At 64.4% G+C, this 14,462-nt stretch carries 14 protein-coding genes; 4 read left to right on the forward strand and 10 right to left on the reverse strand.

What is annotated here, in order from left to right:
• Nucleotides 1–190: 190 nt before the first annotated feature.
• Nucleotides 191–604: an META domain-containing protein gene (locus tag V4R08_RS00680; RefSeq protein ID WP_335577564.1), complete on the forward strand. Its 414-nt coding sequence runs from the start codon at nucleotides 191–193 to the stop codon at nucleotides 602–604.
• A gap of 55 nt (nucleotides 605–659) precedes the next feature.
• On the opposite strand, the gene V4R08_RS00685 is transcribed toward V4R08_RS00680, so the two are convergent.
• From V4R08_RS00685 to V4R08_RS00695, 3 genes are all read right to left on the reverse strand, one after another.
• Nucleotides 660–1,859 carry a hypothetical protein gene (locus V4R08_RS00685; protein ID WP_335577565.1) on the reverse strand — a complete coding sequence of 400 codons (1,200 nt, stop codon included), beginning with the start codon at nucleotides 1,857–1,859 and terminating at the stop codon, nucleotides 660–662.
• A gap of 107 nt (nucleotides 1,860–1,966) precedes the next feature.
• A complete protein-coding gene (gene groL, locus V4R08_RS00690) occupies nucleotides 1,967–3,619 on the reverse strand; it encodes a chaperonin GroEL (protein WP_335577566.1) in 1,653 nt (550 codons plus the stop codon).
• 202 nt (nucleotides 3,620–3,821) lie between these two features.
• Entirely contained in the window at nucleotides 3,822–4,118 is a 297-nt protein-coding gene (locus V4R08_RS00695) for a co-chaperone GroES (RefSeq protein WP_335577567.1), read from the reverse strand.
• Between the two features lie 311 nt (nucleotides 4,119–4,429).
• On the opposite strand from V4R08_RS00695, the gene V4R08_RS00700 reads away from it, so the two are divergent.
• Nucleotides 4,430–4,981: a hypothetical protein gene (locus V4R08_RS00700; protein ID WP_335577568.1), complete on the forward strand. Its 552-nt coding sequence runs from the start codon at nucleotides 4,430–4,432 to the stop codon at nucleotides 4,979–4,981.
• Between the two features lie 376 nt (nucleotides 4,982–5,357).
• Here V4R08_RS00700 and V4R08_RS00705 read toward each other — a convergent pair whose 3' ends face one another.
• On the reverse strand, nucleotides 5,358–6,140 hold the full coding sequence (locus tag V4R08_RS00705) for a protein phosphatase CheZ (RefSeq protein WP_335577569.1): 783 nt from the start codon (nucleotides 6,138–6,140) through the stop codon (nucleotides 5,358–5,360).
• Between the two features lie 303 nt (nucleotides 6,141–6,443).
• On the opposite strand from V4R08_RS00705, the gene V4R08_RS00710 reads away from it, so the two are divergent.
• Nucleotides 6,444–7,238, forward strand: coding sequence for a L,D-transpeptidase (locus tag V4R08_RS00710; RefSeq protein WP_335577570.1), 795 nt, complete (start codon nucleotides 6,444–6,446; stop codon nucleotides 7,236–7,238).
• Between the two features lie 221 nt (nucleotides 7,239–7,459).
• Here the strand turns inward: V4R08_RS00710 and V4R08_RS00715 are convergent, their stop codons facing one another.
• The 6 genes from V4R08_RS00715 to V4R08_RS00740 form a co-directional block, all read right to left on the reverse strand.
• Nucleotides 7,460–8,302 (reverse strand): DUF2076 domain-containing protein, encoded by an 843-nt coding sequence (locus V4R08_RS00715; protein WP_335577571.1) that lies wholly within the window; start codon nucleotides 8,300–8,302, stop codon nucleotides 7,460–7,462.
• A 116-nt stretch (nucleotides 8,303–8,418) separates the two neighbouring features.
• Entirely contained in the window at nucleotides 8,419–9,261 is an 843-nt protein-coding gene (locus tag V4R08_RS00720; RefSeq protein ID WP_335577572.1) for a ChbG/HpnK family deacetylase, read from the reverse strand.
• Nucleotides 9,258–10,304 carry a glycosyltransferase family 2 protein gene (locus V4R08_RS00725; RefSeq protein WP_335577574.1) on the reverse strand — a complete coding sequence of 349 codons (1,047 nt, stop codon included), beginning with the start codon at nucleotides 10,302–10,304 and terminating at the stop codon, nucleotides 9,258–9,260. Before V4R08_RS00725 ends, V4R08_RS00720 begins: the two co-directional genes overlap by 4 nt.
• Nucleotides 10,305–10,388: 84 nt before the next feature.
• Complete coding sequence (gene hisG / locus V4R08_RS00730; RefSeq protein WP_335577575.1) at nucleotides 10,389–11,366, reverse strand: ATP phosphoribosyltransferase; 978 nt, start codon at nucleotides 11,364–11,366, stop codon at nucleotides 10,389–10,391.
• On the reverse strand, nucleotides 11,363–12,538 hold the full coding sequence (locus V4R08_RS00735; RefSeq protein WP_335577576.1) for an ATP phosphoribosyltransferase regulatory subunit: 1,176 nt from the start codon (nucleotides 12,536–12,538) through the stop codon (nucleotides 11,363–11,365). The genes hisG and V4R08_RS00735 overlap by 4 nt, the downstream gene beginning before the upstream one ends.
• Before the next feature lie 96 nt (nucleotides 12,539–12,634).
• The gene (locus V4R08_RS00740) at nucleotides 12,635–13,420 is read right to left on the reverse strand and encodes a 16S rRNA (uracil(1498)-N(3))-methyltransferase (protein WP_335577577.1); all 786 of its coding nucleotides are present in this window, start codon (nucleotides 13,418–13,420) and stop codon (nucleotides 12,635–12,637) included.
• Nucleotides 13,421–13,695: 275 nt separating this feature from the next.
• On the opposite strand from V4R08_RS00740, the gene V4R08_RS00745 reads away from it, so the two are divergent.
• Nucleotides 13,696–14,460, forward strand: coding sequence for a hypothetical protein (locus tag V4R08_RS00745; RefSeq protein WP_442935674.1), 765 nt, complete (start codon nucleotides 13,696–13,698; stop codon nucleotides 14,458–14,460).
• Nucleotides 14,461–14,462: the final 2 nt, after the last annotated feature.

The following is a 14,462-nucleotide window of genomic DNA, read 5'->3' on the forward strand; positions in this document are numbered from 1 at the left end:
CGCGAGGATGTGCGGCCGTATATATCCGGTCACAAGGATTACGGCGCGCCTTCGCAGGATCAATGTGTTCTTTATGAATGTTTGGACAGGTCCGACCGATTTCGGCCACAAAAGCGGACTTCACGTCACGGAATCTGCGCTGTAGAACGGCGCGGGTCAGATCGTCGTGATCGTCATTCAACGAGGGCAGATGGCTACAAGGTTTGGGTTCTGGTTCGGTGCCGTCGCGGTCGTGGTCGTCGTCGAGGGCATCGGTGGATTGCCGGCGTCGGCGCAGGATGGATTTCCGTTCGGCCTTGAAATGACGCTGGATGCGCCGCCGCAGCCCGGCTCGAAGCGGGTGCCGTCGCTGGAAATCGGCGACAGCGGCGAGGCCAAGCTCGAGTTGTGGTGCAAGGGCGGCAAGGGCCAGTTCTCGGTGGCCGGCAACACCGTCATCTTCGCGGCCGGTCCGCTGGAGGACCGCTCCTGTCCGCCGGAGAAGGCGCAGGCCGATGACGATCTGGTTGCGGCGCTCTCTGCTGCGACCACCTGGGAACGGCAGGGCGACGCGGTCTCGTTCGCCGGTCCGACCACGCTGCGGTTTCATCTCAATACAAACTAAAGCGGGTCCCGCGCGCGCGGATCGCCATCCTGTGCCGCGGAGAGTCGGGCCGCTGTTATTTCCAGGCCGATTTGTCGGCGTCCCAGCGCTGGGCCTTGAACTGCTTCGCCAGCGCATCCACCGAACCACTGTCGTCGGTCTCGACGTCCTCGTTGTCGCCCGCGGACGTGTCGTCGGCCAGGTCGAGCCTCGGCCCCTCGGTTTCGTCCGCCGTGGTCGTCGACGGGACGCCGACCCAGAGCATGATGTGATCGGACCCGCCGGGCTTGTCGGGGCCGGGCAACGCGGTCACCTCGATGGTGTCGGTAAGCTTGAGCGCCGGAACCACCTCGCTCGGACGCTTGAAGGTCAGCGTCAGCTTGCCGGTGTCGTCACTCCATTTTGCTGACACCGGCTTTGCGTCCAGGGCTTTTTCCAGCACGCCGGAGATGGCGGTCGCGAGTTTGTCACGATTGAGCTTGCCGTTGTTGCGCCATTCCGCGGCCGGAAACCGGATGGTGCGCTCCATGTCGAATAGGCCGGCGCTCCAGCCGGCGGCGATCACGCCGGGCGATGCCTTCAACCGGGCGATGAGGGCGGATGCGCGCTCCGGATCGACGTTGATGTCGATGACCTGCGCGCCGGCCCGCAGCGCCTCGCAGGTCACCTCAAGGCTGTTCAGCGCCACCTCGACATGCTGTCCTCTCAATCCCTTGAGCAAATCGACAGCGGCGTCGAGTTTCACTTTCACCGCGATGGCTTCGGGAGACACCTCGGTGAAATCCTTCGGTGTTGCGACGACGCCGTCATCGGTTGTCCGGGTGTCGTTGAACTCAGCCTCGCTGAGATCGGAATTGTCCGTCGAGGTCACCTCGGTGACGGTCTTGCCGATGCTGACCCGGCCGTCGAACTCGAACGTATCGCCGGTGGGCTTGCGGGTGAGGTTGACCTCGACCGGAAGCTTGTCGCCGATGCTTTGGGTCGTGCCGGTCATGGTCGAGCCGTTCACCGCGAGGTTGACGACGAAGCGGTCCTTGCGATCGGAGCCTTTTTCCGCGGGGTAACACGCATCGAGAACGGCGCCCGTGACGGTCTTGCCCTGGCGGGTTTCCTTGAGAATGACGTCGGCATTGCCTTCCATCAGCCCGTCGATGGAGGTGAAGTATCGCACCTCGGCGCCGCCAGGCGTCGCCTTGGGAAGCGGCCTGTCCTGCCCGAACAGACTCCCCGGCAAAGCGATTACCAAGCCGACCAGGCACAGCCGTAGTACGCGCATAGGAGAATCTCCGTTTGTCGAATCGCCTGTCACCCTAAAACCGGCTTCGCCAAAAAAGAAGGCCGCCCGGAGGCGGCCTTCTGGCGAAGTCGTGCAGTTGGAACGGCTCAGAAGCCCATGCCGCCCATTCCACCGCCGCCCATTCCGCCGCCGCCCGGCATGGCCGGCGCCGGCTCCTCCTTCGGCAATTCGGCGACCATGGCTTCTGTGGTCACGAGCAGGCCCGCGACCGACGCGGCATCCTGCAAAGCGGTGCGCACGACCTTGGCCGGATCGATGATGCCCTTGGCGACCATGTCGACATACTCTTCCTTCTGGGCGTCGAAGCCGAAGGTCTCGGCCTTGTTTTCGAGAACCTTGCCGACAACGATGGACCCCTCGACGCCGGCATTTTCCGCGATCTGGCGGATCGGGGCTTCCAGCGCCTTCAGCACGATGTTGATGCCGGCCTGTACGTCCGGGTTGTCGTTGGCGATGCGGCCGACCGCCTTCTTGGCGCGTAGCAGCGCGGTGCCGCCGCCGGGCACGATGCCTTCCTCCACGGCTGCGCGGGTGGCGTTGAGCGCATCCTCGACGCGATCCTTCTTTTCCTTGACCTCGATCTCGGTCGCGCCGCCGACGCGGATCACCGCGACGCCGCCGGCGAGCTTGGCCAGACGCTCCTGGAGCTTCTCGCGGTCGTAGTCCGAGGTGGTCTCCTCGATCTGCGCCTTGATCTGCCCCACGCGCGCCTCGATGTCGGCCTTCTTGCCGGCGCCGTTGACGATGGTGGTGTTCTCCTTGTCGATCACCACCTTCTTGGCGCGGCCGAGCATGTCCACGGTGACGTTCTCGAGCTTGATGCCGAGGTCATCGGAGATGAGCTGGCCCCCGGTGAGGATCGCGATGTCCTCCAGCATGGCCTTGCGGCGATCGCCGAAGCCGGGCGCCTTGACGGCCGCGACCTTGAGGCCGCCCCGCAGCCGGTTGACCACCAGCGTCGCCAGCGCCTCGCCCTCGATGTCTTCCGCCACGATCAGCAGCGGCTTGCCCGACTTCACCACCGCCTCGAGCAGCGGCAGTATGGCCTGAAGGCCGGACAGCTTCTTCTCGTGCAGCAGGATGTAGGCTCCGTCGAGTTCGGCGGTCATCTTCTCGGCATTGGTGACGAAGTAGGGGCTGAGGTAGCCGCGGTCGAACTTCATGCCCTCGACGATGTCGACATCGGTTTCGAGCGACTTGTTCTCCTCGACGGTGATGACGCCCTCGTTGCCGACCTTCTGCATCGCCTGCGCGATCATCTTGCCGATAGCGGTGTCGCCGTTGGAGGAGATGGTGCCGACCTGCGCGACTTCGGCCGAGGACGCGACCGGCTTGGCGCGCTTCGCAATATCCTTCACCACGGCCGCGACCGCGATGTCGATGCCGCGCTTGAGGTCCATCGGATTCATGCCGGCGGCAACGGCCTTGGCGCCCTCGCGGACGATGGCCTGGGCCAGCACGGTGGCGGTGGTGGTGCCGTCGCCCGCGGTATCGTTGGTCTTGGAGGCGACTTCGCGCACCATCTGCGCGCCCATGTTCTCGAATCTGTCGTCGAGCTCGATCTCCTTGGCGACGGTGACGCCGTCCTTGGTGATGCGGGGCGCGCCGAAGCTCTTCTCGATCACGACGTTGCGGCCCTTCGGGCCAAGGGTCACCTTTACGGCGTTGGCGAGGATATCGACGCCGCGCAGCATGCGGTCGCGCGCGTCGCCGGAAAACCTGACGTCCTTGGCTGACATTTGATGGTTCCTTGATTGAGCAAAACTCTTCCGCAGAGTTTTACAAGCACTGTACTGTCATCATCCGCGAAAGCGGATGACCCAGTATTCCGCGACGGACATGTTCAATCGCAATGCGTCGGAATACTGGATCACCCGGTCATCGGGCGCATAGCGCGCCCTTGCCGGGCGATGACGTCGGTAGATGTGGAGGCCGTCAGGCTTAGTCCAGCACGCCCATGATGTCGGACTCCTTCATGATCAGGACGTCCTGGCCGTCGAGTTTGATCTCGGTGCCCGACCACTTGCCGAACAGCACCTTGTCGCCGACCTTGACGTCGATCGGGATCAGCTTGCCGGCTTCGCCGCGTCCGCCGGGGCCGACGGCGACGACTTCGCCCTGCGACGGCTTTTCCCTGACGGTGTCGGGAATGATGATGCCGCCCTTGGTCTTTTCTTCGGCATCGATGCGTTTGACCACAACACGGTCATGCAGCGGACGAAATTTGGTTTTAGCCATAACGGCTCCTCCGGGGGTTCGCAGGACGCTGAATTTTCATCGATGGAATGCATACGCCCGGATTCGAAACGCTCTTAGCGATTCGTACCTTTGGCAATCATGCTCCAAAAGTGCTAATCGTCGGCGGGGAATATGGCTTGACAGCCATGCTGTCAAGCAAGCCCCCTTAAGCCGTTGGTGAGGGGCGTGTAGGATAGTGCAAACCATGTCGTGGCGTCTCCGTGATCGCGGAGTAAGGTTGCCGCGGCCACATTTTTAAACCTGGCTGCCTGGGGTGCGGCGGTCGGGAACTCGGTTTGGGGAAACATACGATGGTCAGATCAGACGGCGGACGCGCGGCTTTGAACCTTGGGGCGGCTGCGGCCCTTGCGGTGTTTCTCGGCGGGTGCGGGTCGATCGGGTCGATCGGACTGTCGCCCCAACCGGCGCCGCCGGCCGTCGAGCCCGAGATCCCGGCCACGATCCGCGCCGAAGAACTCGTCGGACGCTGGGGTCTTGCATCCTATCAAAATCCGAACGACCGGGCGCGGACCGAGGCTGCGGCCAAGACGCAGTGCCGTAATCCCTACGTGATCGGCGCAGGCGGCAATGGCGGTGTGATCATGCATCTCGCCGACGAGGCGACGCCGCAGGAATTGCGGCTGAAGGGCAGCCAGAGCGGCAAGAACTATATCGGACCGGAAGGACCCGCCGGCGGCCCGAAGGATCGCGAGATCGTCTCCTTCGACGGCCGCGTCCTGGTCACGCGCTTCATCGACCCGGATGCGGCGACCCGCTACGGCAACATGGTTTATGTCCGCTGCGCGCCCGCCGCCGCGTCGGCCCCCCACCACCACACGGCGGCAAAGCCACACGCGCATTAGAGCGTTTTCGAGCCAAGCATGTCCTCTGGCTTGACCCGAGGATGGGTGCCGGTTCGCGTGAAGAAGACGCGTCAATTCAAAATCATAGAGCCTCGCTTTTGATTCCATCAGAAGCGAAAAGGCTCTAGCCGGGTTGCGCGCGACTTGAAGCCGATCGACTTCAAACCAAATGCGCGGCGCGACGGCCGGGCATTCTCAACGAGGAATGCTTCCTGGGGCTAGAGCAGTTCATATTTAGATGGAAACGCGACTTGTCGTCATTGCGAGCGAAGCGAAGCAATCCAGTTCTTATTTTAAAAGCATCTGGATTGCTTCGTCGCTCCGCTCCTCGCAATGACGAGAACAGAGTCCCGATTCCACCAAGCCGTGAACGGCTTTAGCCGAACAACGCGTCGATATCGTCCTGGGAGGCGTGCCCCTCGTCGCCGTCGAGCTTCGGACCGTTCAGCAGTCTGGCGTCGCCCACGCGATCGTCGACGATCGGCGGAGCATGGGCCCGGATGGCGTCGACGCCGCCCCAGATGTCCATCATGACGTTGATGTGATGCTCGATGAACTTCATCGTGCTCGTCACCTTGGCGATGCGCTGGCCGGTGAGATCCTGGAAGTTGCAGGCCTCGAAAATCGAGATCACGCGTTCCTGAATTTCCTCGCTCAGCAACCGCGTCTGCTCCGGCGACGCCGCCTTGGACAAGGCGCTGGCAGATTGATCGATCGCCTCGGTCGCCGCCAGAATCTGTTGCGTCGCCTGCTCGGTGCCTCCCACCACGGCGCCAAGCTCGTCGGTAACCTTCGCCATCTCGTCGCCGCTGAAACTCTTGACATGCAGAACCGCGATTTCCTGCTTGGTGCGGTTGATGGCGTCATGGATCAGATTGAGCTCGGTCTTGAGCTTTTCGCACTGTTCGATCTGTGCGCGGTAGGTCTGCAGCAACGCCTGCGCTTCGGCGATCTCGCGGCTGGCGGTCCCGCCGTCGGCCGGGGCCGACTCGGCTGCGCCATTGCGGTGCGGGGCCCCCATCTGTTGGCGGATCGCCCGCAACTCCGCCATGATCTCGCGATGCACCGGCATTGGTGCGTCGTCGTCGGCGGTTGCGATGACCGGCGTGCCGCCGCTCAGGATTTCCTCGACGCGGAAGCGCTTGCGTTGAACAACCATCAGACTCCCCAGTTCTTTTACTCGATGTCTTTTATACCGGGCGTGTTTTAACGCCGGGTTCACGCGGGGAACCGCGCATCACGAATCTGCCGCGCACACCGGCGATTAACCATGGCCGGTGTCCGTTCATCGAAAATAAACGCTAGGTGAAGGAACCGCGTCGCATTGACGGCGTGGTGAATCGAAACGTCGGTCCTGTTTACCAAACCGATGCGATTTTGATTCTAATTCGTTTGTGTGAGGATGCGCTATCGGGCGCACCCACGGCGAACCATCCACGGCGAAACAGTACAGAGTACGTCGATGTTCAAAAACATATCCCTCGCGCTCCTCGCGGGCGCGTCGCTTGCCGGCTTTGGAGTTCAGCAAGCCTTAGCGAGAGAACCGCAAACCAGGTTCTTCACCGAGCCGACCGTCGTTTACGCCGAGCAGTCCGCGCCGCAGCAGGCCGAGCAACGCATTGCTTATGCGGAGCGGCCCAACATGGGTGGCGGCTTCATCGAGTTCCTGTTCGGCGACGGCCAGCAGCAGGGATCGCGTTATCAGCAACAGCCCTACGATCCGCGCCCGCTCTATGCGCCGCAGCCGCAGGCGATGCAGCCGCAGCAGATCATGCGGGAGCAGGACGCAAGCGAGGCCGCGCATCCCGCATTCGATCCGAAGTTCGAGAAGCAACTCGTCGATTATCACGGCAAGGAAGCCGCCGGCACCATCGTCATCGATACGTCGAGCAAGTTTCTCTATCTCGTGCAGGGCGACGGCAAGGCGCTGCGCTACGGGGTTGGCGTCGGCAAGCCGGGCTTCCTGTGGGCCGGCGTCAAGACGATCACGGCCAAGAAGGAATGGCCCGACTGGACGCCGCCCGCGCAAATGCTGAAGCGCCGCCCCGATCTGCCGCGCCACATGGAAGGCGGGCCGCAGAATCCGCTCGGCGCCCGCGCCATGTATCTCGGCTCCTCGCTCTATCGTATCCACGGCTCCAACGAGCCATTGACGATCGGCACCAACGTGTCGTCCGGCTGCATCCGGATGCGCAACCAGGACGTGATCGATCTTTATAGCCGGGTTCACGTCGGCGCCAGAGTGGTCGTGATCTGACCATACTTAAACGGAATCAGATTGCCGTCATTGCGAGGCGCTTCGCGCCGAAGCAATCCAGGAAGCTCTCGAAAAAGCACTGGATTGCTTCGCGGAAGCCTGTACTCGGGCTTGCCGAAAGCAAGACCAGGGTACCGACGCCTGAGTGTTGCAAAGTCTGAGTGCTCCGAGACGGAAACGGCCGCCTGATCGGCGGCCGTTTTGCTGTAGAATCCGGGGCGTCAGGCGTAATCGCCGCCGCCGTCGTCGAAGTCATCGGAGTCGTCGGAGTCCATATCCATCTCGTCGTTATCGTCGTCGTCCTGATCCTGATCCTGGTCCTGATCGGCATCTGCCTGGGCCTGATCGAACGAACTGGTTTGCGACGTGTTGCCCGGTTGCGACCCGACATCCTTCACACCGGCGTCGCGCGCCAGACTGCTGCCGGATTGGTCGCCGCCACCCCACGGGCTGCCTGAGCCTCCGAGGCCGCCCGAGCCGCCTAAGCTGCTGGCATGAGCTTCGCCGCCCATCATGGAGCGGATGCTGCTCAGAAGCAGGCCGCCGCCCACGGCACCCGCGGCGGCGGCCGCTGCCGTTCCGAGAAACGAGCCGCCCCCCGCTTGCGGCTGCGGCGTGCCATAGGGCTGACCGGCAGGCGGCTGACCGGCAGGTCTCTGTTCGTAAGCTCCCTGATTGTAGCGTCCGGGCTGTTCGGTCTGTTGCAGCACCTCGCCGGTGTTCCAGGCCGGCCGGCTCGGCGCCACCGGGGGAGGTTGAACGTTCGGGACCGAGCCGCGCTGCGGCGACTTGCCGAACAGGGTGTCGCGCATCTGGTCGAGGAATCCGCCGGAGGCGGCCTGCTCATTGGCTCCGCCGCCCTCCAGTTGCTGGATGCGGTCGTGGGCGCGCTTCAGGGCTTCATCCTGCACCAGAACCGTCTGGACCAGCGTGTAAAGCGCGTTGGGCGCGCGGCGCAGCCCATCGCCGATGACGGCGGCGGCGTCGGGATCGCGCGGCGCGTTCTCGACGCCGGCGAGGCGGGTGAAGAGGTCGTCAACCAACTGGCGTTCTTGCGGCGTCATGGCGCTCTCCCAATAAGATGGCGGATGGGATGTAGGCGCGCTTTGTGTCGCAAACAGTGTCGCGGCCAATTAAATTTCGGTGTTCGGCAAGACGGCAGGGCTTGTGCTTCGGTGTGTCAGCTCAGTGACACCCGATTCGCCGCCAGCATGTCCCGAAAGCCGTCCCCGGAGAGGAATGCGTATTCCCGCTCGCGCTGGTCGGTGAGCGGATCGAGCGCGATCAGGGTGTCGTCGACGAATCCGGGATGGCACATGATCAGGCCGCCGTCCGGTGAGCCGTCCAGAAACGTCTGCATCAGCGCGGCGAAGTCGGACTTTGTGAAATCATAGGCGCCGGCGAATGCCGGATTGAAGCGGATGCCGGCACGCGCGGCATGGCGGCGAAACCCGGCGCTTAGAATATCCAGAAGCAGCGCCTTCGGCGTGCCGAGCCGCCGAGCCGGCGGTTGGCGGCGGCCGCACTGGCGCACCCATGCGCCGGGTGCGGCATTTCTGACCGCCGACAAGAACGCGCCGCGCACCTGCGGGAATATTTGTACGTGCTGATGGCCGTCGACATAATCGGGCGCGCGGCCGAACCGTTCGGCAAAGGCTGCGATCTGCGCCGTCACCTCGTCGAGAATCATCTCGGGCTCGAGCCGGCGCGACAGACTCGCGCGCAGCATCTTCGAAAGCGGCGGAAACAGTCCGCCATCGCGCGGCCGGTAGTGCATGGTGAGCGGCTGAAACGGCGCGGTCAGGGTGGCGTGCAGGCCGATGACGCAATGCGGATTGCGCGCGACTGCGGCCTCCAGCGCCTCGACGTCGTTGCGTGCGGCGGCAGGGCCGACCACCATCACCGACGTCGCATTGATGCGCTCCCGCTCGATCAGATCGCGGATCGCCCGGTTGACGCCGGGGCTGATGCCGTAGTCGTCAGCGCACAGCCGAATCCGGCGTAACGGTTCATCGCCGCTCATTCGGCCGCGCTCCGGTGCGGGGCGCCTGCGGACGGTTCGTCCTCGGCCTGCTTCACGCTGTGCTCGGCGACGAAGTAGATCGGCCGTGCCTTCAACTCCGAGAGAATCTTGCCGATGTATTCGCCGACGATGCCGATCATCAGGAGTTGCACGCCGCCGAGCGTCATCAGGCCGACCACCAGCGACGGATAGCCGGGTACCGACTCGCCATCGACCCAGGTTTCCCAGAGAATAGACAATCCGAACAGGAAGGCGGCGAACGCCAGCAGCAACCCGAGCAGGCTGGCCAGCCGCAGCGGCGCCACCGAAAACGACGTCAGCCCCTCGATCGACAGGCCGAGCAGCCGCACCGTATTGAACGTGGTCATGCCGTGGGCGCGAACGTCGGGTTCGTAGTCGACGCGAATCTGCCGGAAGCCGATCCAGCTCGCGAGGCCCTTGAAGAAGCGGTTGCGCTCGGGCATCCGGCGCAGCGCGGCGGCGGCACGGGGCGACAACAGGCGGAAGTCGCCGGCGTCTTCGGGAATTCGCTGGCGCGCGCCCCAGTTGACGATCGCGTAGAAGCTGCGCACGCCGATCCGCCGCAGCACCGACTCGTTCGTCCGATGCGCCTTCGCCGTGTAGATGACGTCGTAGCTGCCGTTGATCCAGTGATCCACCAGCCGCTCCACGAGGTCGGGCGAATGCTGACCGTCGCCGTCCATGAACAGCAGCGCGCCGCGCCGCGCGTGATCCAGGCCCGCCATCAAGGCGGCTTCCTTGCCGAAGTTGCGCGACAGCGACACCACCTGCACGTCCATCGCGGCGGCGGGGAGCGCGCGGGCGAGGCTTAGCGTGCCGTCGGTGCTGCCGTCGTCGACGTAGACGACCTCGCAGGCGAGGCCGAAGCGCTGCCTCAGCTTTGCCGCAAGCGCACTGAGGCGCTCGTGCAGTTGCTGGAGCCCGGCGGCTTCATTGTAAACGGGAACGACGATCGACAGACCCGGTGCCGTCGCGGCGGCCGCGTCCGCAGGCAGACCTGGAAGGCTGGCAGTTGGCGTCATCGGTCGGTTCCGGCGTAGTCAACGCGATCTCGTTCATATGGTAGTGAGTGCGGCCGTGTGCTTCAACGGGCGGAATGCATGGTTCTACGACCGCAGGAACGCTTCCAGCCTTGCGAATAGCGGGTTCTCGCGATCGAACACATAGTCCAGCGAGGCGATCGACACCGTTTCCGCGCCGTGCTGACGCAGAAAACTGCCGAGTGCATAAAGCCGGTCCGGCGGGCAATGCAGCGTGATCATGCCGGAGGAGGTCGGCCCGCCGAACGGCGAGACCACGCCGAAGCGATCATGCGCCTCTGTTAGCAGCGCCGTATCGCAGCCTGTGAAGCGGGTCCGCACCTCGCGGTATTGGCTGGCACGGGCGCGCGCGGCGATGTGGTCGAGAATGATCCGCGCCGTTTCGCGCGCGCCGTTCGACCAGTCCGCGTCGCGCGACGCGACCAGGTTGGCCTGGCTGCGCAGGATGACGCCGTCGTCCAGCACCTTGAGGCCGTTGGCGGCGAGGGTCGCCCCGGTCGTCGTGATATCGACGATCATCTCGGCGGTGCCGACCGCGGGAGCGCCCTCGGTGGCGCCCGCGCTCTCGACGATGCGGTAATCGACCACGCCATGCGACGCGAAGAAGACGCGGGTGAGGTTGATGTATTTGGTCGCGACCCGCATCCGCCGGTTGTGCTGCGCGCGAAACCCGATGGTTACGTCGTCGAGGTCGGCCATGGTGCGCACGTCGATCCAGGATTGCGGCACGGCGACCACCACGTTGGCGCTGCCGAAACCCAGCCCGTCGATCAGCGCCACACGCTTGTCGGCGTCGACGATGCTTTCGCGGATCAAATCTTCGCCGGTGACGCCGAGATGCACCATGCCGCGCGCGAGCTGCGCGGCGATTTCGCTCGCCGAAAGATAGGCGATCTCGACGTTGTCGAGTTCGGCGATGGTGCCGCGATAGTCGCGGACGCCGCGCGGCTTCGCCAGCGTCAACCCGGCGCGGGCGAAAAAGGCCTCGGCGTTTTCCTGCAAACGGCCCTTCGACGGCACGGCTAGTACGAGAGGGGCGGTCATGACGCGCTCCCGCCGGTTCGGCTCGCGGAGGCTTCATCCGCAAACCGTGTCAAGGCCTCGATCCAGATCGAGAAGCCGACCGCCGGGATCGGCGTGGCTGCACCCAGTTGCGTCATCAGGCCATCGTAGCGACCGCCGGCAACCAGCGGCTCGTCGCCGTTGCCCTTGCGCTGCAACTCGAATTCAAAGCCCGTGTAGTAGTCGACGCCGCGGCCGAACGACGTCGCGAAGCCGATGCTGCTGGTCGCGATCCCGCGCGCCGCCATGAATCCAATACGGCTTTCGACCTGATCGATCGCGGCGTGGATATCGAGACCGGCGTCGGAAGCCAGCGCGCGCAACTCGCCGAGCGCCTCGTCGGGATCGCCCGCTATCGCGAGAAACCGCTTGATGATGGTCAGCGCGTCGCGCGGCAGCGCGCCGCTTTTCAGCGTGGATTGTTCGAGGAAGCGGTCGGCGATCTCGTCGACGGTGCGGCCGCCGACATTGGTCGCGCCCGCGATCGACATCATGTCCGTCACCAGCGCCAGCGCGGCCTTGCGGTCCGAACCCGCGAGCGCCGCCAGCACGCCTTCGTATTCGTTGTGCCCGGGCCCGGTCGTGAGCGTCAGCCGCTCGATATCCTGCGTAAGGCTGGACTTGCGGTTGAAATCCTTCATCAGCCGGCGCCGCCACACCGGATAAAGCTCGAGCGCATCGATCAGCGCGGTGAACAGCGCGACATCGCCGGTGCGGATGTCCACATCGGTAATGCCGAAGGCCGTAGCGGCCTCAAGGCCAAGCGCGAGCATTTCGGCGTCGGCCGCCGCGCGATCCTGCCGGCCGAACGATTCGATGCCGGCCTGGAGGAATTCGCTCGAGCGGCCGCCGCGATAGCGGAACACAGGCCCGAGATAGCAGAATCCGGCCGGCTGGCCGGCTCTGCCGGAGGCGAGATAGTCCCGCGCCACCGGGATGGTGAGGTCGGGGCGCAGGCAAAGTTCCTCGCCGCCCGCGTCCGACGTCAGATACAGGCTCTTGCGGATGTCCTCGCCCGACAGGTCCAGAAACGGCTCGGCCGGTTGCAGGATCGCGGGCTCCGCCTTGACGTAGCCGGCCTGGGCGAACGACGACAGCAGGCCGTCCGCCCAGGGGGGCGATCGGGTTGCAGGATTTTCCGCGCTACGGCTCATATCGAAGTCCATGGATTCCAAGGCGTTTTCATTCGGTTTCGGGGCAAGCCCTTAGCATGGCCGTTCGATAGTTTCGACTACGATCGGGGGCGTGGCTTAACGAGTTGTCGAAATCTCAACCTGCGCGTGTTTTGATTCGTCCGTCCAGTCGCCCAACGCGGTCTGAATAAGGGCGAGGACGGCGACAGCGGCGGTATCGGCGCGCAGGATCCGTGGCCCCAGCGACAGCCGCAGAATTTTCGGCTGGCGCAGCAGATTGGCCCGCTCGTCTTCGGCAAAGCCGCCTTCGGGGCCGACCAGAACATCGATGCCGTGCGCGGCGCCGCGCATGGGTTCCAGCGCCGCCGCCGGATTTGTCACCAGGGCGGCCTCGTCGCAGAACACCAGCAGGCGTTCCGGAGCGCGCCGGCCGAGCCAGCGATCCAGGGTCACCGGCTCCTCGACCGCGGCAATGCTCAGGATGCCGCATTGCTCGGCCGCCTCGACGACGTTGGCGCGCATCCGTTCGCCGTTGACGCGAGCCACCTGGGTAAAGCGGGTCAGGACAGGTTGCAGTGCGGAGACCCCCATTTCTACCGCTTTCTGGACCATGTAGTCGAGCCGGGCGTGTTTCAGCGGCGCAAACACATAATGCAGGTCGGACAGGTGGTCCTGCGCCCTGGTCGCGGCGACGATATCCAGGCATTCCGGGCGCTTGCGACCTGAAATCGCCGCCCGCCACTCGCCGTCGCGGCCGTTGAAGACCAGAACGCCCGCCCCGGATCCGAGGCGCAGGACGTTGCCGAGATAATTGCCCTGATTGCGGTCGAGCGGAACCTTGCCGCCCGGCCCGAGTGGCGCATCGACGTAGAGCCGGGGACTGCGAAAGTCCGTGTCGGGCATGACTGAAATCCTTCGGGAGCTGCTTTTTAAACCAACACGATCTCGCCCTCAAACCACCGCGTGGAAAACAACCCTGAACTTTCCTACGATACCAGCTTGCCCGCCGGAAACCTGCGGGGGCCGGGACCGCCGGCCTCCGGCGCGGCCAAGCGCCGCGCTCTTGCCCAATTCGTCGGGTTGTTAAAAACCGGCAGGAATCGTAAAACGCGGAAATATGGAAAGTCGTTCGTTGCGAAGGCTTCGGGGACATTTGACCCTGCCGGAGGAATATTGTGATCGTCCGACGCCTGATCGTTCCACTGATCCTTGCGGTGCTCGCCACCAGCGTCACCGACGCGATTGGCCAGACTCCGTTTCCGGCGCCGTTGCCCAATGGCGCGGTCGGAACGGTTAAAGATCCGGCGTTTCCGCCCGTAAGGGGATCGGTCGGCACTCCCAACGATCCGGCCTTTCCGCCGGTCAACGGAGCGTCTGCGCGAAGCACGGCCGCGCCGCGTCAGGATTCCGCGTTTCCCCCCGTCAACGGAACGACCTCTGCGAAAGCCGGCGCGCCTGCCGCATTTCCCTCCGGCGGCGCGGCTCCGATGCTCGGCGGCTTTGGCGCACCTCCTCCGCGGCAAGCGGGTCCGCCCGGCGGTGAGGAATGCATGAAGGAGTTTGTGCCCCTGCGTGAAGCGGCGGAAAAGCGCGGCAAACTGATTCAGGCCGCCGGCGCCCGTCATGCGCCGCCGGATGAGGCTTGCAAACTGATCGGACAATATTCGCAGGCTGAAATCAAAATGGTCAAATTCATCGACACGCATTCCGCGAAGTGCGGAATTCCCGACAATGTCGGGAAGCAGATGCGCACCAACCACAAGGCGACGGAAGCCATGCTTCGGAAGGTTTGTGACGTGGCCAAGCAGGCAAAGATGCGCGCTCCGGCTGGCCCGAGCCTGAGCGAAGTTCTCGGGTCGGCCGGCGGCATGCCGGAGGCGACCACATCGAAGAAGGGTGGCAGCACGTTCGACACCTTGAGTGGCAACGTTCTCACCCGATGACC

The organism is Nitrobacter sp. NHB1 (genome assembly GCF_036964665.1).
Lineage (GTDB): Bacteria > Pseudomonadota > Alphaproteobacteria > Rhizobiales > Xanthobacteraceae > Nitrobacter.